The organism is Rhodococcus sp. 4CII (genome assembly GCF_014256275.1).
In the GTDB taxonomy this organism is placed as follows: domain Bacteria; phylum Actinomycetota; class Actinomycetes; order Mycobacteriales; family Mycobacteriaceae; genus Rhodococcus_F; species Rhodococcus_F wratislaviensis_A.
This window is the reverse complement of the sequence record NZ_JACCFE010000002.1, coordinates 678,120-696,174: the sequence shown is the minus strand read 5'-3', so window position 1 is coordinate 696,174 and position 18,055 is coordinate 678,120. Positions and strand designations below refer to the sequence as shown.

Sequence of the window (18,055 nt, the reverse complement as noted above, 5' to 3'; positions counted from 1 at the left end):
AGGTAAAGTTCTCCGTCATGCATCTGAAGAGTCTGACGCTGAAGGGATTCAAATCCTTCGCGTCCGCAACGACTCTGCGGTTCGAACCGGGAATCACGTGCGTCGTGGGGCCCAACGGGTCGGGCAAGTCGAACGTGGTCGACGCGCTCACCTGGGTCATGGGCGAGCAGGGAGCGAAAGCCCTGCGCGGCGGCAAGATGGAAGACGTCATCTTCGCCGGCACCGCCGGGCGGGCCCCGCTCGGACGCGCCGAGGTCACGCTCACCATCGACAATTCCGACGGCGCCCTGCCGATCGACTACTCCGAGGTGTCCATCACCCGGCGCATGTTCCGCGACGGCGCCGGCGAATACGAGATCAACGGCAGCTCCTGCCGGCTGATGGACGTGCAGGAACTGCTCAGCGACTCCGGCATCGGCCGGGAGATGCACGTCATCGTCGGTCAGGGCCGCCTCGCCGCGATCCTCGAATCCCGCCCGGAAGACCGGCGCGCGTTCATCGAAGAAGCGGCCGGCGTTCTCAAGCACCGCAAACGCAAGGAAAAAGCGGTCCGCAAACTCGACGCGATGCAGGCCAACCTGGCGCGGCTGAACGACCTCACCGCGGAGTTGCGACGGCAGCTCAAACCACTCGGTCGTCAGGCCGAGGTGGCGCGTCGCGCGCAGACCGTGCAGGCCGACCTCCGGGACGCGAAGCTGCGGCTGGCCGCGGACGACCTGGTGACGCGGCGCGAGGAACTGGCCGACCAGGCCCAGGACGAGAAGGTGGCACGGGAGCAGCACGACCAGGTCACCGAGGCACTCGACGACGCCAACCTCGAGCTCGGGCGGCACGAGCAGGAACTGTCGCGGCTCACCCCGGGCGCGGAAGCCGCCGCGCAGACGTGGTTTCAGCTGTCGGCGCTCGCGGAGCGCGTCAACGCGACCATCCGTATCGCCCGGGAACGGGCCCGCCACCTCGATTCGGAGCCCTCCGCAAACCGTGGTCAGGACCCCGACGAGATGGAGGCTCGCGCCGACCGCATCGCCGCGGAGGAACTCGAACTCGTCGAAGCCGTCGAGATGGCCCGCGCCGCGCTCGACGCGGCCAAGGAGCAGCTGGCACTGGGGGAGGAGGCCGCGGCCGAGGCGGAACGGGCCCACATGGCGGCGGTCCGGGCGATCGCCGACCGTCGTGAAGGCCTGGCCCGACTGTCCGGGCAGGTCGACACGCTGCGCACCCGCGCGGATTCCGTAGACGCCGAGGTCTCCCGGCTGACCGTCGCGATCGACGAGGCCCGCCGTCGCGGCGACGCGGCGCAGTCCGAGTTCGAGGTCGTCCAGGACGAGATCGGCGACCTGGACGCGGGTGAACTGGGACTCGACTCCCATCACGAGCGAGCCGTCGAGGCACTGCGCCTCATCACCGAACGCGTCACGGAACTCCAGGGCGAGGAGCGCGCCGCCGGGCAGGAAGTAGCGTCGCTGCGCGCCCGGATCGACGCTCTGTCGATGGGGCTCGAACGCAAGGACGGCGCCGGGTGGCTCGTCGAAAACCGCAGCTCACATGGTATTCGGGGATCGATCGGTGGACTCATCACGGTCGAGAAGGGCTACGAGGGCGCCGTCGCGGCCGCCATGGGTCCCGCAGCCGACGCCGTCGTCGCCGAGTCCCTCGACGCCGCACGCACCGCGGTCGGCGCGCTGAAGGAGACGGACAACGGGCGTGCGTCGCTCGTCATCGGAACCGATCAGGCCCCACCGAGCGGTGGGCACCTCGATTCCGGCGCCCGGTGGGCCGTCGACGTCATCGACTGCCCCGACGAATTGCGAACGGGACTTGCCGCGCTCCTCGGCGGAGTGGTCGTGGTCGACTCGCTGGACGACGCCGTCGCGCACGTCCGGCGCAGGCCCGACGTGCGCGCCGTCACCCGTGACGGCGATCTGCTCGGCGCCGGCTGGATGAGCGGCGGCTCGGACCGTCAACCGAGCACCCTCGAGGTCCAGGCCGCGATCGACAACTCGGTGCAGGATCTGGCCCGTGCCGAACGGCGGGCGGAGGAACTGTCGGCGGCACTGTCCGGTGCGGTCGCGGAGCAGGCCGATCGCCAGGAGAGCGCCGAGCAGGCACTGGCCGCGCTGAACGAGTCCGACGCCGCGATGTCCGCGATCTACGAACGCCTCGGCCGTCTCGGGCAGGCGGCGCGGGCCGCGCACGCAGAGTCCGATCGGCTCATGGCGCAGCGGGACAAGGCCGAGAGCGGTCGCGAGGACACACTGACTGCTCTGGCAGAACTCGAAGAACGGCTGCGCATGGCGGAACAGGACGGATCGCCCGACGGCGCCGACCCTGGTGGTTCCGACTCGACGAGCATGAATCGCGAGATGGCGGCCGCGGCGCTGGCGGAGGTGCGGGCCGTCGAAGTGGAGGCCCGGCTGTCCGTGCGCACGGCCGAGGAGCGGGCCGAGTCGGTGCGAGGCAAGGCCGACTCCCTGCGCCGCGCCGCACAGGTGGAACGGGACGCCCGCGCTCGCGCGGAACGTGCGATGAAGGCCCGACAGAACGCTGCGGCCGTCGCCGCGGCGGTCGCCGAATCCGGGCAGCGGGTCGCCGAGCACCTCGGCGAGGTCGTCGATTCCGCGATGGCGCACCGCGACGAACTCGCCCGGGCCCGCACCGAGCGGACCGCGCAACTCGAACAGGTGAAAGAAAAAGTGCGTCAGCTGACCGGACAGCTGGCGTCGCTGACCGACGCCGTGCACCGCGACGAGGTCGCCCGCGCTCAGGCCGCGCTGCGCATCGAACAATTGGAGGAGGCGATCCTCGAACAGCACGGGATCGGACTGGACGATCTGATCGCCGAATACGGTCCGGACGTCGCCCTGCCGCCGTCCGCGCTGGAGATGGAGGAGTACGAGCAGGCGAAGGAGCGCGGCGAACAGGTCACCGTGCCGGCGCCGATTCCGTACGACCGCACCACCCAGGAACGTCGCGCCAAACGCGCCGAGAAGGACCTGGCGACGCTCGGCAAGGTCAACCCGCTGGCGCTCGAGGAGTTCGCCGCACTCGAGGAGCGCTACAACTTCCTGTCGACGCAACTCGAGGACGTGAAGACCGCCCGCAAGGATCTGCTCGGGGTGGTGGCCGACGTCGACGCCCGCATCCTGCAGGTCTTCACCGAGGCATACGCGGACGTCGAACGTGAATTCGTGCAGGTCTTCGCGAAGCTGTTTCCCGGAGGCGAGGGCAGGCTCGTGCTCACCGACCCGTCGGACATGCTGACGACCGGCATCGAGGTGGAGGCCCGCCCGCCGGGCAAGAAGGTCAAGCGCCTGTCGTTGCTCTCCGGTGGCGAGAAGTCGCTGACGGCGGTGGCGATGCTCGTGGCGATCTTCCGGGCCAGGCCGTCCCCCTTCTACGTGATGGACGAGGTGGAGGCCGCGCTGGACGACACCAACCTGCGCCGTCTCATCGGTTTGTTCGAGCAGTTGCGGGAGAAGTCGCAGCTGATCGTCATCACGCACCAGAAGCCGACGATGGAGGTCGCCGACGCGCTGTACGGCGTGAGCATGCGGGGCGACGGCATCACCACCGTCATCTCGCAGCGGCTCCGTGGCCAGGACATGGCGGCCGCCGACGCCTGATTCCGGTCCCGGCCGGGACCGTGCGCAGGGAAGGCAGTGCGCGCCGAATTCCGTGGCCTGAAACAATGGGCGGCGTGACTACCGGAGCCTGGATTGCCATCGCGGCCGCACTCGCCGTACTTCTCGTCGTTCTCGTCGTCGGATCGCTGCTGTATCGCCGTCGCCAGATCTCGCTGAAGGCGCCGGACACACCGCAGGTCACCACGGCGGAAAAGGACCGTTCGGGCAGCTACAAGGCGGACGGCGGGTTCAACTTCAGTCAGGGTACGACGGCGACGGCGCCGCCGCGGGGGCCGGTCCTTCCGGAACCCGTGCTGCCGGAACCCGTGATCACACCCGAACCTGTAGTGCCGGAAAGCGGAATCACAGCCGAACCCGAGGTCGTGACGCCCCCGGCGGCGGAGACGGCGCCCGCGCCGGAAAAAGCACCGGAGAAGCCTGCGGCCCCGCCGGAGCCGGTCACCTACGAACCGGTCGTCGCGCCCGAGGTCGAACCGGAACCGGAGGTCGCGCCCGAGCCGGAACCGGCCCCCGCCGGGCCCGCGCTCGACGTCATCGCTCCCACCGAGGGCAGGCTCGACCGTCTGCGCGGACGGCTGTCCCGGTCACAGTCCGCGGTGGGCAAGAGCCTGCTCGGACTGCTCGGCGGCGGCGACCTCGACGAAGACTCCTGGGAAGAGGTGGAGGACACTCTCCTCATCGCCGACCTCGGCTCGGCGACCACCACGAAGATCGTCACGTCGCTGCGTGAACAGATGGCGTCGCGCAGCGTCCGCACCGAGGCCGATGCCCGAGCACTGCTGCGCGAGGTCCTCGTCGCCGAACTCCGGCCGGAACTCGACCGGTCGATCCGTGCGCTCCCGCACGACGACCACCCGGCGGTCCTGCTGGTCGTCGGCGTGAACGGCACCGGCAAGACCACCACCACCGGCAAGCTCGCCCGTGTCCTGGTCGCCGACGGCAGGCGTGTCCTACTGGGCGCTGCCGACACGTTCCGCGCGGCCGCGGCGGACCAATTGCAGACGTGGGCCGAGCGGGTGGGCGCGGAAGTGGTCCGGGGCAAGGAAGCGGCCGATCCGGCGGCCGTCGCGTTCGACGCCGTGTCCAAGGGCATCGACAACGGCGTCGACGTCGTGCTGATCGACACCGCAGGCCGGCTGCATACCAAGACGGGACTGATGGACGAGCTCGGCAAGGTCAAGCGCGTCATCGAGAAGAAGGCGTCGGTCGACGACGTCCTCCTCGTCCTCGACGCGACCATCGGGCAGAACGGTCTGGCCCAGGCTCGGGTGTTCGCCGAGGTCGTCGATATCACCGGTGTGGTGCTCACCAAGCTCGACGGCACCGCCAAGGGTGGCATCGTGTTCCAGGTCCAGCACGAACTCGGCGTCCCGGTGAAGCTCGTCGGTCTCGGTGAGGGAGCCGACGATCTGGCACCGTTCGAGCCGGGTGCCTTCGTCGACGCGCTGCTCGGGTAGCGGCGAATCGGTGGCCGTCTCGGGGTCTCGGACGGCTCGGGCGGCCCGAAACCGACTGCAAATCGCCTGGCGAAACGTGGACGCAACAAAATAGGCCGATGCGTTCACGAGCGCGAAACAGTGCAGTGGCACAGCCGAAACACCAACTGAGCAACCTTCTTGTCAGGTCGTCAGCCGCAACCGGCTGGGCAGAGAAGGAGGAGGCTCAAGGTGGATTTCCCCACTATCGGTGCACCGGACACCGGGGACACAGCGTGGATGCTGACCAGCGCCGCGCTCGTGTTGCTCATGACTCCGGGACTTGCGTTCTTCTACGGCGGCATGGTGCGGGCCAAGAGCGTGCTCAACATGGTCATGATGAGCATCAGCGCGATGGGTGTCGTCGGCATCCTCTGGGTGCTCTACGGCTACTCCATGGCGTTCGGGGAGGACAAAGGGAACTTCTTCGGTGATCCGTTCCAGTACTTCGGACTGAAGGGCCTGATCGGCGGTTCCTACCTCGCCGAGACCAACGACGCCGGTTCCGTCGTCGCTGACGCTGCGATCCCTCTCGTCGGGACGATCCCCGCGACGGTGTTCGTCGCCTTCCAAGCTATGTTCGCGATCATCACGGTTGCCCTGATCTCGGGTGCCGTCGCGGATCGTCTGCGCTTCGGTTCGTGGCTGCTGTTCGCCGGCCTCTGGGCGACGATCGTGTACTTCCCCGTGGCGCACTGGGTCTTCGCCTTCGACGGCGTCACCTCCGAGACGGGCGGGTGGATCGCCAACAAGCTCGCCGCGGTGGACTTCGCGGGTGGTACCGCCGTTCACATCAACGCCGGCGCCGCCGGTCTCGTCCTCTGCATCATCCTCGGTAAGCGCCGGGGATGGCCGGGAACTCCCTTCCGCCCGCACAACCTGACGTTCGTGATGCTCGGCGCCGGACTCCTCTGGTTCGGCTGGTTCGGATTCAACGCCGGTTCGGCGGTCGGTTCCAATGGCATCGCCGGAGCAACGTTCATCGCGACGGTCATCGCAACGTGTGCGGCCATGCTCGCCTGGCTCCTGGTCGAGCGCATTCGCGACGGCCACGCCACCACGCTCGGCGCGGCGTCCGGAATCGTGGCAGGCCTGGTTGCCATCACGCCTTCCTGCTCCTCGGTGAACGTCGTCGGCGCCCTCGCGATCGGAATCGTGGCCGGCGTGCTCTGCGCCCTCGCGGTCGGGCTGAAGTTCCGCTTCGGATTCGACGACTCGCTCGACGTCGTCGGTGTCCACCTCGTCGGCGGCATCGTCGGAACCCTGATGGTCGGCCTGGTCGCGACGTCGGAGGCGCCCGCGGGTGTGGTGGGTCTGTTCTATGGTGGAGGCCTCGACCAACTCTGGCGTCAGGCAGTGGGCGCCGGGGCAGTACTGCTTTACTCGCTCGTCGGTACAGCCGTCGTCGCGGTGATCGTGAAGTTCACGATCGGTCTGCGGCTCAGCGACGAGGGTGAATCACTTGGAGTGGACGAGTCGGAACACGCAGAGACCGCCTACGATTTCGCCGCTCTCGGCGGAACCTCGGCACCCGCTCGTGTATCCGGCAAGGAGGGATGAGGAAATGAAGCTGATCACAGCAATTGTCAAGCCGTTCACTCTGGAGGACGTGAAGACGGGACTCGAGCAGGCGGGCGTGCTCGGAATGACTGTCAGCGAGGTTCAGGGGTACGGCCGGCAGAAGGGCCACACCGAGGTCTACCGGGGAGCGGAGTACTCGGTCGATTTCGTGCCGAAGGTCCGGGTCGAGGTCGTCGTGGACGACGCCGCTGTCGACAAGGTCGTCGAGGTGATCGTCGAGGCGGCGCGCACCGGCAAGATCGGTGACGGCAAGGTGTGGGTGTCGCCGGTCGAGTCGGTCATCCGGGTACGTACCGGGGAACGCGGCGCGGATGCACTCTGACCCCAACGGGTCCGGTAAGCCCGGCCCTGGTTCCGTCGCCAAGGCGACGGGATCAGGGCCGGTTGCGTCAGGCGGATCGAACGAAGCGGCGGACCTGGCCCGCGCACGCAGACAACTGCTCGCCGGAGGTCCCGAGACCGGGCCCGGCGCAAGGAATCCCGCAGGCCACGGGCGGCGGCTCGACGCCGCTGCCCTACGCCACGCGCTCGTCGATCTGCACGAGTTCTGGTTGACCACAAAGGGTGCCGAACTCGGGATCAAGCCGGACAGCGGTTTCGCGCTCGTCGCGGTCGGCGGGCTCGGTCGCCGCGAACTGTTGCCGTACTCGGATCTCGACCTCCTCCTGCTCCACGACGACATGGATCCGGCGGTCGTCGCCCAGGTCGCCGACCAACTCTGGTATCCGTTGTGGGACGCCCACATCAAGCTCGATCACAGCGTCCGGACCATCCCGCAGGCGCTCCAGGTGGCGGACACCGACATCACCGCCGCCCTGGGCATGCTTGAGGCGCGCCACATCGTCGGCGACGTCGAGCTCACCAATCTCCTCATCAGCGGGGTTCGCCGACAGTGGCGCACCGACATCCGCAACCGCTTCGACGGGCTCATCGACCAGACGAAGTCGCGGTGGGAGCGCAGCGGCGAGATCGCGCACCGCGCCGAGCCCGACCTGAAGAGCGGTCGCGGTGGACTGCGGGACGTACAGCTGCTGAACGCGCTGTCCATCGCGCAGCTCACCGATGGCATGCCCGGACTGGGCCCGGATTCGCCGGGTGGGGGACTGGCCCTCGCGCATCGCCGGCTCCTCGACGTCCGCACCGAACTGCACCGGGTGGCCGGCCGCTCGCGCGATCAGCTGCGTGCCCAGGACGCCGACGAGATCGGCGCCGCACTGCGGATCGGGGATCGGTTCGACCTCGCGCGCATGCTCAGCGAGGCCGCGCGCACCATCAGCTACTCCGTCGACGTGGGTGTGCGGACGGCGGGTCATGCCCTGCCGCGGCGTGGTCTCGCCCGGCTGCGCCGGCCCCCGGTTCGGCGGCCCCTCGACGAGGGCGTCGTCGAGCACGCCGGCGAAGTGGTGCTGGCTCGCGACGCGCGGCCGGCCAAGGATCCCGGTCTGGTGTTGCGGGTCGCGTCGGCGTCGGCGACCACGGGGATGCCGATGTCGGCGTCCACCCTGAATCGCTTGGCCGACAACGCCCCCGAACTGCGGGAGCCGTGGCCGAAGGAAGCGCTGAACGATCTGCTGGTGATGCTCGGGTCGGGCAGCCGGGCCGTCGCGGCGATCGAGGCTCTCGATCGCACCGGATTGTGGGGCCGGCTTCTCCCCGAGTGGGGTGCCGTCCGGGATCTGCCGCCCCGGGACGCGGTGCACACGTGGACGGTCGATCGCCATCTGGTCGAGACCGCCGCCCACGCCAGCGAGTTCACCACCCGCGTGGCCCGCCCGGACCTGCTGATGCTGGGCGCGTTGCTGCACGATATCGGTAAGGGACGCGGCGGCGACCACAGCGTGGTCGGCGCCGAACTGGCCACGCAGATCGGAAGGCGGCTCGGATTGTGGCCGTCGGACGTGGTGCTTCTCACCGCGATCGTCCGCCACCACCTGCTGCTGCCGCACACCGCGACGCGCCGTGACCTCGACGATCCCGAGACGGTGGAGAAGGTCGTGGAGGCGCTCGGCGGTGACGGCGTGCTGCTGGAGTTGCTGCACGCGCTGGCGGAGGCGGATTCTCTCGCGACGGGTCCCGGTGTGTGGGGCGACTGGAAGTCGTCGCTGATCGGGGAACTCGTGCGCCGCTGCCGGTTGGTCATGGCGGGTGAGGTTCTTCCCGCTCCCGATCCGCTCGATCCGGAACACGTCGCGCTGGCGGCGACGGGCGGCGTGCATGTCGCGCTCGTCCCCGCCGACAGCCCCCACAACTTCGTGGTCACGGTCATCGCGCCCGATCAGCGAGGCCTGCTGTCGAAGGCGGCGGGCGTTCTCGCACTGCACTCCCTGCGGGTCTTGTCCGCGTCGCTGGGCAGCGCCGAGGGATCGGCGGTCAATTCGTTCGTCGTGTCCCCGAGATTCGGGGCGCCGCCGCAGGCGGGACTGCTGCGGCAGGAACTGATCCGTGCCCTCGCGGGTGAGCTCAACCTGCTGGAGATGCTCACCGCCAAGGAGGAGGAGGCCCGGGAGAGCCAGCGGGTGGCGGCCGTCGAGGAGCGGGGCGAGGCCGCGGTTCCGGTCCAGTACGCGCAGGCGCCGCCGCGGGTCATCTGGTTCGACACGAACTCCCCCGGGGAGATCATTCTCGAGCTCAGGGCCGAGGACCGGCTGGGCCTGCTGTCGAGGCTGGCCGACGCGTTCGACACGTGCGGAGCCGACGTCCGGTGGGCGCGGGTGACCACCCTCGGTTCGTCGGTGATCGACGCGTTCTGCCTCGATCTCGGCGGCGGGGACACCCGGGCGAGCCGGGAAGAGGTCGAGAGTGCGATCCTCGGTGTCGTTCCCCTCGCGAAGCCGAAGAAGCAGGAGGGCAGCGGGGGAGAATGAACGACCGCGCGTGAGCGGCTAGTCTGGTGCCCGAGAATATCCACCGCACACTCGCATGACTTCAGGAGCGCACTCGGTGTTCGAATCCCTTTCCGACAGGTTGACCGGAGCCCTCAAGGATCTGCGTGGCAAGGGTCGCCTTTCCGGAGCCGACATCGATGCCACCTGCCGTGAGATCCGGTTGGCCTTGCTCGAGGCAGACGTCGCGCTGCCCGTCGTCCGCTCGTTCATCGCCAAGATCAAGGAACGTGCCAAGGGCGTCGAGGTCTCGGCCGCCCTCAACCCGGCGCAGCAGGTCGTCAAGATCGTCAACGAGGAACTCGTCGGCATCCTCGGCGGCGAGACCCGCCGGTTGGTGTTCGCGAAGACGCCGCCGACGGTCATCATGCTCGCCGGTCTGCAGGGTTCCGGTAAGACGACCCTCGCCGGCAAGCTCGCCAAGTGGCTGCGCGACCAGGGGCACACCCCGCTGCTCGTGGCCTGCGACCTTCAGCGCCCGGGCGCCGTCACCCAGCTGCAGATCGTCGGCGAGCGGGCGGGCGCGACGGTCTTCGCGCCGCACCCCGGCACGTCCATCGGTGGCGGCGACAACGAACTGGGCATCACCGCGGCCGACCCGGTCGAGGTGGCCCGGGCGGGTGTCGAGGAAGCGCGCAACAAGCAGTTCGACGTGGTCATCGTCGACACCGCGGGTCGCCTCGGTATCGACGCCGACCTGATGGCGCAGGCGGCGGGTATCCGCGACGCCGTGAATCCGGACGAGACGATCTTCGTGCTCGACGCGATGATCGGCCAGGACGCGGTCAGCACCGCCGAGGCGTTCCGTGAGGGTGTCGGATTCACCGGTGTCGTGCTCACGAAGCTCGACGGCGACGCCCGCGGTGGTGCGGCGCTCAGCGTCCGCGAGGTCACCGGCCAGCCCATCCTGTTCGCGTCGACGGGTGAGAAACTCGAAGACTTCGACATCTTCCACCCCGACCGCATGGCCAGCCGCATCCTCGGCATGGGCGACGTCCTCAGCCTCATCGAACAGGCCGAGCAGGTCTTCGACCAGAAGCAGGCCGAGGCCACCGCCCAGAAGATCGGCTCCGGCCAGCTGACGCTCGAGGACTTCCTCGAGCAGATGATGGCCGTGCGCAAGATGGGCCCCATCGGCAACCTCCTGGGCATGCTCCCCGGTGCGGGGCAGATGAAGGACGCTCTCGCGAACGTCGACGAGAAACAACTCGACCGGGTGCAGGCCATCATCCGCGGTATGACCCCCGCCGAGCGCGACGACCCCAAGATCATCAACGCGTCCCGCAGGCTGCGGATCGCCAACGGTTCGGGTGTCAAGGTGTCCGACGTCAACCAACTCGTGGACCGCTTCTTCGAGGCCCGCAAGATGATGGCGGCGATGGCCGGGCGCATGGGCATGCCGGGTTCACGCAAGCCTCAGCGCAGCAAGAAGGGCAAGAAGGGCAAGAAGGGTGGCAAGGGGCCGACCCCGCCGAAGGTGCGCGGCGGCTTCCCCGGCGGTCTGCCGGGCGGGTTCCCGGGCATGCCCCCGGGAGGCCTTCCCGCGGGGATGCCGGACCTGTCGAACATGCCGAAGGGCCTCGACGAGTTGCCGCCCGGACTCGAAGGCATCGACCTGTCCCAGTTCAAGCGGCCGAAGAACTAGCCGATGGGTGCACTGCACTTCCGGGGCACCGGTCTGCCCGACGACCAGCCCGTCGAGTTCTAGGTCGATCGCGGTGTGATCTCGGCCGAACCGATTCCCGGCGCCGAGACCGTCTGCGAATCGGGCTGGATCGTCCCCGGTCTCGTCGACGCCCACTGCCACGTCGGGATCAGGTTCGGTGGTGGCGGCGGCGAGACCGTCGAGGGACTGATCGCGCAAGCGGAGACCGAGCGGGACTGCGGAGTCCTGTTGATTCGTGACGCGGGTTCGCCGGTCGACACCCGGTTCGTCGACGAGCGCCCCGACCTCCCGCGGATCGTCCGGGCCGGGCAACACATCGCGGCCCCCAAGCGCTATATCCGTGGGCTCCCCGTCGATCTCGAGGACGAGTCCCAACTGCCCGACGAGGTGGTGAGGCAGGCCCGGGCCGGCGACGGGTGGGTCAAGCTCGTCGGCGACTGGATCGATCGATCCGTCGGTGACCTGACGCCGTTGTGGAGCGACGACATCCTGGCCGAGGCGATAGCGGCCGCGCACCGTGAAGGTGCACGCGTCACCGCGCACGTGTTCGCCGAAGACGCTCTTCCCGGCCTGATCAACGCCGGAATCGACTGCATCGAGCACGGCACCGGGCTCACCGACGAGACGATCGACTTGATGGTGTCGCATGGAACGGCGCTCGTCCCGACGCTGATCAACATCGCCACGTTCCCGGAGATCGCCGAGTCCGCCGCGCGGTTCCCGGTCTATGCCGCGCACATGCGCGACCTGCATTCCCGGGTCAAGGACACGATCGGTGCTGCTCACGATGCGGGGATTCCGATCTACGCAGGCACCGACGCGGGCGGATCGATCGTCCACGGACGTATCGCGGACGAGGTCGAGGCACTGAAAGCGGTCGGATTGTCGCCGGCCGAGGCGCTGGGCGCCGCGTGCTGGGACGCGCGGACCTGGCTCGGACATCCGGGTGTGGAGGCGGGCGCGCCCGCGGATCTGCTCGTGTTCCGGAACGACCCGCGCGCGAGCAGCGACGCCCTCGCCGCGCCCGATGTCGTGGTGTTGCGGGGGACCGTCGTCAAGACCCGATGACCTGGTTTCCCCCTCGCGGTGTTCGTCTGGCAGAATGAACCGCTGTTCGTCGCATCCGGTTCCGTACCGCGCGGCGGTCACAGGTTGGAGGCAAAACCGGGCGCGCTATTCCTGCGCGTCGCCGAATTGCACGTGACACGTGGGCACACTTGTGTGCGCACTGAAGGAGAAGTACAGCAGTGGCTGTCAAGATCAAGCTCACCCGGCTCGGCAAGATCCGGAACCCGCAGTACCGCATCGTCGTCGCCGACTCCCGCACCCGCCGCAACGGCCGTGCGATCGAGACCATCGGCAAGTACCACCCCAAGGAAGAGCCCTCGCTGATCGAGGTCGACTCGGAGCGCGCACAGTACTGGCTCGGCGTCGGCGCCCAGCCCACCGAGCCCGTCGAGGCCATCCTGAAGATCACCGGTGACTGGCAGAAGTTCAAGGGCCTGCCGGGCGCCGAGGGCACCCTCCGCGTCAAGGAAGCCAAGCCCACCAAGCTGGAGCTGTTCCAGGCTGCGCTCGCGCAGGCCGAGAACGAGCCCGTCGGTGAGGCCATCACGCCCAAGAAGAAGAAGGCGAAGGCCGAGGACGCCGAGGCTGCTGCCGACGCTCCCGCCGAGGCTGCTGCAGAGTCCGAGGCTGCTGAGAAGTGAGTGCCGTCGTCGCCGATGCCGTGGAGCACCTCGTTCGTGGCATCGTCGCCAATCCCGACGACGTTCGTGTCGAGCTGATCACCGGGCGTCGGGGGCGCACTGTCGAGGTGCACGTCAACCCTGACGATCTCGGCAAGGTCATCGGTCGCGGTGGTCGCACCGCGACCGCTCTGCGCACGCTCGTCTCCGGTATCGGTGGCCGGGGGATCCGGGTCGACGTCATCGACACCGATCAGTAGAGGCCGCACCGTAGTGGAGCTCGTGGTGGGCCGTGTCGCCAAGTCGCACGGCATCAAGGGTGAGATCGTGGTCGAGGTTCGTACCGACGAACCCGAGGATCGATTTGCCGTCGGTGCCGTGCTGCGGGGACACAAGCCGCGCGAGCAGGCTGTGAGTACGTACACGGTGGAAGCCGCCCGGGAGCATTCCGGGCGGCTTCTGCTGCGCCTCGAGGGTGTGTCGGATCGCACCGGGGCGGATGCCTTGCGAGGCACCTTGTTCGTCATCGACAGCTCGGAACTCGAACCCTCCGACGACCCCGACGAGTTCTACGATCACGAACTCGAGGGACTGGCGGTGCGACTCGCAGACGGCACCGAGGTGGGTACGGTCATCGAGGTACTGCATTCCGCGGCAGGCGAATTGCTGTCGGTCCGCCGGGCCGGCGAAGAGCCCGGCGAACTCCTCGTCCCCTTCGTGGCCGCTATCGTCACCTCGGTGTCCGTAGCCGACGGCGTCGTCGAGATCGACCCGCCGGAAGGCTTGCTGGATCCCGACTTCGGTGACTCCGCCGACGGGAAGTGAGTCGGTAGCCGTGCGTCTCGACGTGGTCACCATCTTCCCCGAATACCTCGAGCCGCTCCGGGCTGCGTTGCTCGGCAAGGCCATCGACAAGGGCCTCATCGCCGTCGAGGTGCACGACCTGAGGAAATGGACGCACGACGTCCACAAGGCTGTCGACGACTCACCGTACGGAGGTGGGCCGGGGATGGTCATGAAACCGACGGTCTGGGGCCCCGCCCTGGACGACGTGCTCGCCGCGGGCGACGGCGACGCGGACCCGTTGCTCGTCGTCCCCACACCCGCAGGTGTCCCGTTCACGCAGGCAACCGCCGAACGCTGGGCGGGGGAGCAGCACATCGTCTTCGCCTGCGGACGGTACGAAGGCATCGATCAGCGGGTCTTCGACGACGCCGCCCGCCGCGTCCGCGTCGAAGAGGTCAGCATCGGAGACTACGTCCTCATCGGGGGCGAGGCAGCCGTGCTCGTGATGACCGAGGCGTTCGTGCGCCTGATTCCCGGAGTGCTGGGCAATCAGCAGTCGCACCAAGAGGATTCGTTCTCCGACGGTCTCCTCGAGGGGCCCAGCTATACCCGGCCGGCCACCTGGCGTGGACTCGATGTCCCACCCGTCCTGCTCTCCGGCGACCACGCGAAGGTGGCCGCGTGGAGACGCGAACAGTCCCTCCTCCGCACCACCGAACGCCGCCCGGACCTGTTGCCCTGACCTGTTTCCGGGCGTGAGGCATCACCCCTGGGGCTGCGCCCAATCGTCGACGACGCCGGCGGGGAACACCGACTTCACGAGCCCGGTCATCGTTTCCCGGGCATGCTGCGCACTCGAATCCTCGGTGACATCCGTGATCGCGGTGTCCGGGTACGATTCCTCGTCGTCCTCGTAGCGGATGTCCTCTCGCGACGCGACGGCCACGATGTAGCGGTTGTCGGCTCCGATCACCCCGGTCGACACGTGAATCCACCGGTCACCTACACAGCACATCCAGCCCTGCTTCACCCCGAGGACGGTCTCGCCGGGCAACCCGTCGGGGAGGCCGAACCGCTGGTCGTAGCCGTCGATTCCCTCGGGGGTCGACGAGCGTAGGTAGCTGACGAACTCGGCGATCCGGCCCTCACCGAGGCCGTCGCGGTCGCCCAGGAGCCCGGCGTAGAACATTACGAGGTCGGCGGCGGTCGTCTCGGTGTTCCACCACAACCCGTCCCAGGGCGGTGTGGTGGCGGCGAGTCCGTACCGCCCGGCGACGTCGACGACGAGATCCGGGCCGCCGAGATCGTCCCAGAGTGTGTTGGCGGCGTCGTCGTCGGACGATTCCAGCATCCGCGCCAGCAGCAGACGGTCGTAGTCGGACAGCGGACGCTCACCGAGGGCGTCGAGGTGATACATCTGGGCGGCGATGAAGAGCTTGGCCAACGACGCCGCTTCGACCGGTTCGGTGTCGGCGTCGGTGTCGGCGAGGTAGTTACCGGTGGCGCGGTCCAGGACGGCGATCGACACGTCGGCCCCGCGATCCGCGGCCGCGGTCGCGACCGCGGCCGAGATCCGCTCGGCGAGCGGCGCGGAGACCGGAACCTGCGCAGACGGGAACGGCTCCGGACTCACTGCGGCGGGCTCCGGGCTCGCGGTGACGCCGTCACCCGCGGGCGGGTCCTCGGCGGGGAGGAGTGGGAGAGTGGCGACCGCCGGCGACGTCACCGGGATGTCGACCACCGAGTTCGTCTCGGTCGGGATGGTGCACGCCGTCGTCGTCGCAAGCAGGAAGGCCATGATCGTCAGGCACTGGATCAGCCTGGACATGAAATTCTCCCGAGATTTCCGTGACGGCCTCACCGCCGACGATATTGTCTCAGAGTAGCGGTAGGGTCCATTTTCGTGACTCTCAAGACCGTGAACCAGCGCATTGCCGAGGAACTCGATGTCCGGGAGGGACAGGTCGCGGCCGCCGTGGACCTCCTCGACGGCGGAGCCACCGTGCCCTTCATCGCCCGGTACCGCAAGGAAGTCACCGGAACGCTCGACGACGCTCAGCTCCGCCAGCTCGAGGAACGCCTGCGGTACCTGCGGGAACTGGACGAGCGTCGGGTCGCCGTGCTCGAGTCGATCGACTCGCAGGGCAAGCTCGACGATCAGCTGCGTGGCCAGATCATGACCGCCGACACGAAGGCGCGCCTCGAGGACATTTACCTGCCCTTCAAGCCGAAGCGGCGCACCAAGGCGCAGATCGCGCGTGAAGCCGGTCACGAGCCCGTCGCCGATGCGCTGATCACCGATCCCTCGACCGACCCCGCGTCGTACACAGCCGAGCAACTCGAGGGCGCGCGCGCGATCCTCGTCGAACGCTTTGCCGAGGACGCCGACCTGGTGGGCGAGCTGCGCGACCTGATGTGGACCCGCGGGCAGCTGGTGTCCGCGGTCCGCAAGGGCAAGGAGACCGAAGGGGCGAAGTTCGCCGACTACTTCGAGTTCTCCGAGCCGTTCGGCCGGCTTCCCTCGCACCGGATCCTCGCCGTGTTGCGGGGCGAGAAGGAAGAGGTGCTCACCCTCACCCTGGCGCCCGACACGGAGGAACCCGTCCCGGGCGAGCCAACCGTCTACGAGGGCCGGATCGCCGGGCGGTTCGGTATCGCCGACCGCGGCCGGCCCGCCGACAGATGGCTGCTCGACACCGTGCGGTGGGCGTGGCGCACCAAGATGATCGTCACCCTGGGCATCGACACACGGATGCGCTTGCGACAGTCGGCGGAGAAGGACGCCGTCGACGTGTTCGCCACCAACCTGCGCGACCTGCTGCTGGCAGCGCCGGCCGGAACCCGCGCGACGATGGGACTCGACCCCGGCTTCCGGACCGGCACCAAGGTCGCGGTCGTGGACGCCACCGGCAAGGTGGTCGCGCACGAGACGATCTACCCTCATCAGCCGCAGAACAAGTGGGACGCCTCGCTGGCCACGCTGGCGGGCCTCGTGGCCCGGCACGGGGTCGAGCTCATCGCGATCGGCAACGGCACCGCCTCCCGTGAGACGGACGCGCTCGCGACCGAGCTCATCGCGAAGTCGGGCGCAGGCAACCTGACGAAGATCGTGGTGTCCGAGGCCGGCGCGTCCGTGTACTCGGCCTCCGCGTACGCGTCCGCGGAGCTGCCCGACCTCGACGTGTCGATCCGCGGCGCAGTGTCCATCGCCCGCCGGTTGCAGGATCCCCTCGCCGAACTCGTGAAGATCGACCCGAAGTCGATCGGCGTCGGCCAGTACCAGCACGACGTGTCGGAAACGCTGCTCGCGCGGTCGCTGGGTGCGGTGGTCGAGGACGCGGTGAACGCTGTCGGCGTCGACGTGAACACGGCGTCGGTTCCGCTGCTGTCCCGCGTGTCCGGTATTGCGGGGTCCCTGGCGGAGAGCATCGTCGCGCACCGCGACCAGAACGGTCCGTTCCGTAGCCGCAAGGGACTCAAGGACGTCGCGAGGCTGGGCCCGAAGGCGTTCGAGCAGTGCGCCGGGTTCCTTCGCATCCCCAACGGCGACGACCCGCTCGACGCGTCCAGCGTCCACCCGGAGGCCTATCCGGTGGTGCGCAAGATCGCCGACGCCACCGGCACCGGTGTGCGCGAGATCATCGGCAACACGTCCGCGCTGCGCAGCCTGAACCCGGCAGACTTCGTCGACGACCGGTTCGGTCTCCCGACCGTCACCGACATCATCGGTGAGCTCGAGAAGCCCGGTCGCGACCCCCGCCCCGAATTCAAGACGGCCACGTTCGCGGCGGGCATCGAGAAGGTGGCGCACCTGAAGCCGGGGATGACGCTCGAGGGCGTCGTCACCAACGTGGCGGCGTTCGGCGCCTTCGTCGACATCGGTGTCCACCAGGACGGTCTCGTGCACGTGTCGGCGATGTCCCACAACTTCGTCAAGGACCCGCGTGACGTTGTGAAGTCGGGCGATGTCGTGAAGGTGAAGGTTCTCGAGGTGGACGAGGCCCGTCAGCGCATCGGGTTGACGCTGCGCCTCGACGACGAGGTCGGCGCCGGCCGCAAGAACGACGGTCCCCGGGGCGGAGGCGCGCAGCGCCAGGATCGAGGCGGAGGCGCGCAGCGCCAGGATCGAGGCGGCGGCGGGCAGCGTCAGGATCGAGGTGGCGGCGGGCAGCGCCAGGATCGTGGTGGCGGGCAGCGCCAGGATCGACGGGGCGGTAAGCCGCAGCAGCAGGGTGGGCGCGATCGCGGGCGTGACTCCGGGCAGGCACCGGGAGGCTCGATGGCCGACGCTCTTCGGAAGGCGGGGTTCGGCAAGTAGGAGGTCACCATCGCG

General features: G+C 68.7%; 12 protein-coding genes and 1 pseudogene. 12 read left to right on the top strand and 1 reads right to left on the bottom strand.

From position 1 onward, the window contains the following. Window positions 1-17 precede the first annotated feature (17 nt). The 11 genes and pseudogenes from smc (at window position 18) to trmD (ending at window position 14,464) form a co-directional block, all read left to right on the top strand. Complete coding sequence (gene smc / locus H0B43_RS04150; RefSeq protein ID WP_185729175.1) at window positions 18-3,623, top strand: chromosome segregation protein SMC; 3,606 nt, start codon at window positions 18-20, stop codon at window positions 3,621-3,623. A gap of 65 nt (window positions 3,624-3,688) precedes the next feature. After that, window positions 3,689-5,101, top strand: coding sequence for a signal recognition particle-docking protein FtsY (gene ftsY, locus H0B43_RS04145; RefSeq protein WP_185729176.1), 1,413 nt, complete (start codon window positions 3,689-3,691; stop codon window positions 5,099-5,101). A 258-nt stretch (window positions 5,102-5,359) separates the two neighbouring features. Further along, complete coding sequence (locus H0B43_RS04140) at window positions 5,360-6,679, top strand: ammonium transporter (protein WP_213015467.1); 1,320 nt, start codon at window positions 5,360-5,362, stop codon at window positions 6,677-6,679. Between the two features lie 4 nt (window positions 6,680-6,683). Then, window positions 6,684-7,022: a P-II family nitrogen regulator gene (locus H0B43_RS04135; RefSeq protein ID WP_005240467.1), complete on the top strand. Its 339-nt coding sequence runs from the start codon at window positions 6,684-6,686 to the stop codon at window positions 7,020-7,022. Further along, window positions 7,012-9,564 carry a [protein-PII] uridylyltransferase gene (locus tag H0B43_RS04130; RefSeq protein WP_185729178.1) on the top strand — a complete coding sequence of 851 codons (2,553 nt, stop codon included), beginning with the start codon at window positions 7,012-7,014 and terminating at the stop codon, window positions 9,562-9,564. Before H0B43_RS04135 ends, H0B43_RS04130 begins: the two co-directional genes overlap by 11 nt. Before the next feature lie 76 nt (window positions 9,565-9,640). Further along, a complete protein-coding gene (gene ffh, locus H0B43_RS04125) occupies window positions 9,641-11,227 on the top strand; it encodes a signal recognition particle protein (RefSeq protein ID WP_185729179.1) in 1,587 nt (528 codons plus the stop codon). A gap of 3 nt (window positions 11,228-11,230) precedes the next feature. Further along, window positions 11,231-12,316, top strand: a pseudogene (locus H0B43_RS04120) (amidohydrolase family protein). Window positions 12,317-12,495: 179 nt separating this feature from the next. After that, window positions 12,496-12,957: a 30S ribosomal protein S16 gene (gene rpsP, locus H0B43_RS04115; protein WP_185729180.1), complete on the top strand. Its 462-nt coding sequence runs from the start codon at window positions 12,496-12,498 to the stop codon at window positions 12,955-12,957. Next, window positions 12,954-13,196 carry an RNA-binding protein gene (locus tag H0B43_RS04110; RefSeq protein WP_185729181.1) on the top strand — a complete coding sequence of 81 codons (243 nt, stop codon included), beginning with the start codon at window positions 12,954-12,956 and terminating at the stop codon, window positions 13,194-13,196. Before rpsP ends, H0B43_RS04110 begins: the two co-directional genes overlap by 4 nt. 13 nt (window positions 13,197-13,209) lie before the next feature. Next, a complete protein-coding gene (rimM, locus tag H0B43_RS04105) occupies window positions 13,210-13,761 on the top strand; it encodes a ribosome maturation factor RimM (RefSeq protein ID WP_185729182.1) in 552 nt (183 codons plus the stop codon). Window positions 13,762-13,771: 10 nt separating this feature from the next. Next, window positions 13,772-14,464: a tRNA (guanosine(37)-N1)-methyltransferase TrmD gene (gene trmD / locus H0B43_RS04100; protein ID WP_185729183.1), complete on the top strand. Its 693-nt coding sequence runs from the start codon at window positions 13,772-13,774 to the stop codon at window positions 14,462-14,464. 21 nt (window positions 14,465-14,485) lie between these two features. On the opposite strand, the gene H0B43_RS04095 is transcribed toward trmD, so the two are convergent. Then, a complete protein-coding gene (locus H0B43_RS04095) occupies window positions 14,486-15,550 on the bottom strand; it encodes a class A beta-lactamase-related serine hydrolase (protein ID WP_252189863.1) in 1,065 nt (354 codons plus the stop codon). Between the two features lie 75 nt (window positions 15,551-15,625). Between H0B43_RS04095 and H0B43_RS04090 the strand changes: the two genes are divergently transcribed. Continuing rightward, window positions 15,626-18,040, top strand: a complete 2,415-nt coding sequence (locus H0B43_RS04090; protein ID WP_185729184.1) for a Tex family protein — start codon at window positions 15,626-15,628, stop codon at window positions 18,038-18,040. Window positions 18,041-18,055 lie beyond the last annotated feature (15 nt).

Excerpts from the sequence above, each read along its gene's own strand:
- smc (WP_185729175.1), top strand. The coding sequence starts at position 18 with ATGCATCTGAAGAGTCTGACGCTGAAGGGATTCAAATCCTTCGCGTCC.
- ftsY (WP_185729176.1), top strand. The coding sequence starts at position 3,689 with ATGGGCGGCGTGACTACCGGAGCCTGGATTGCCATCGCGGCCGCACTC.
- H0B43_RS04140 (WP_213015467.1), top strand. The coding sequence starts at position 5,360 with ATGCTGACCAGCGCCGCGCTCGTGTTGCTCATGACTCCGGGACTTGCG.
- H0B43_RS04135 (WP_005240467.1), top strand. The coding sequence starts at position 6,684 with ATGAAGCTGATCACAGCAATTGTCAAGCCGTTCACTCTGGAGGACGTG.
- H0B43_RS04130 (WP_185729178.1), top strand. The coding sequence starts at position 7,012 with ATGCACTCTGACCCCAACGGGTCCGGTAAGCCCGGCCCTGGTTCCGTC.
- H0B43_RS04095 (WP_252189863.1), bottom strand. The coding sequence starts at position 15,550 with ATGTCCAGGCTGATCCAGTGCCTGACGATCATGGCCTTCCTGCTTGCG.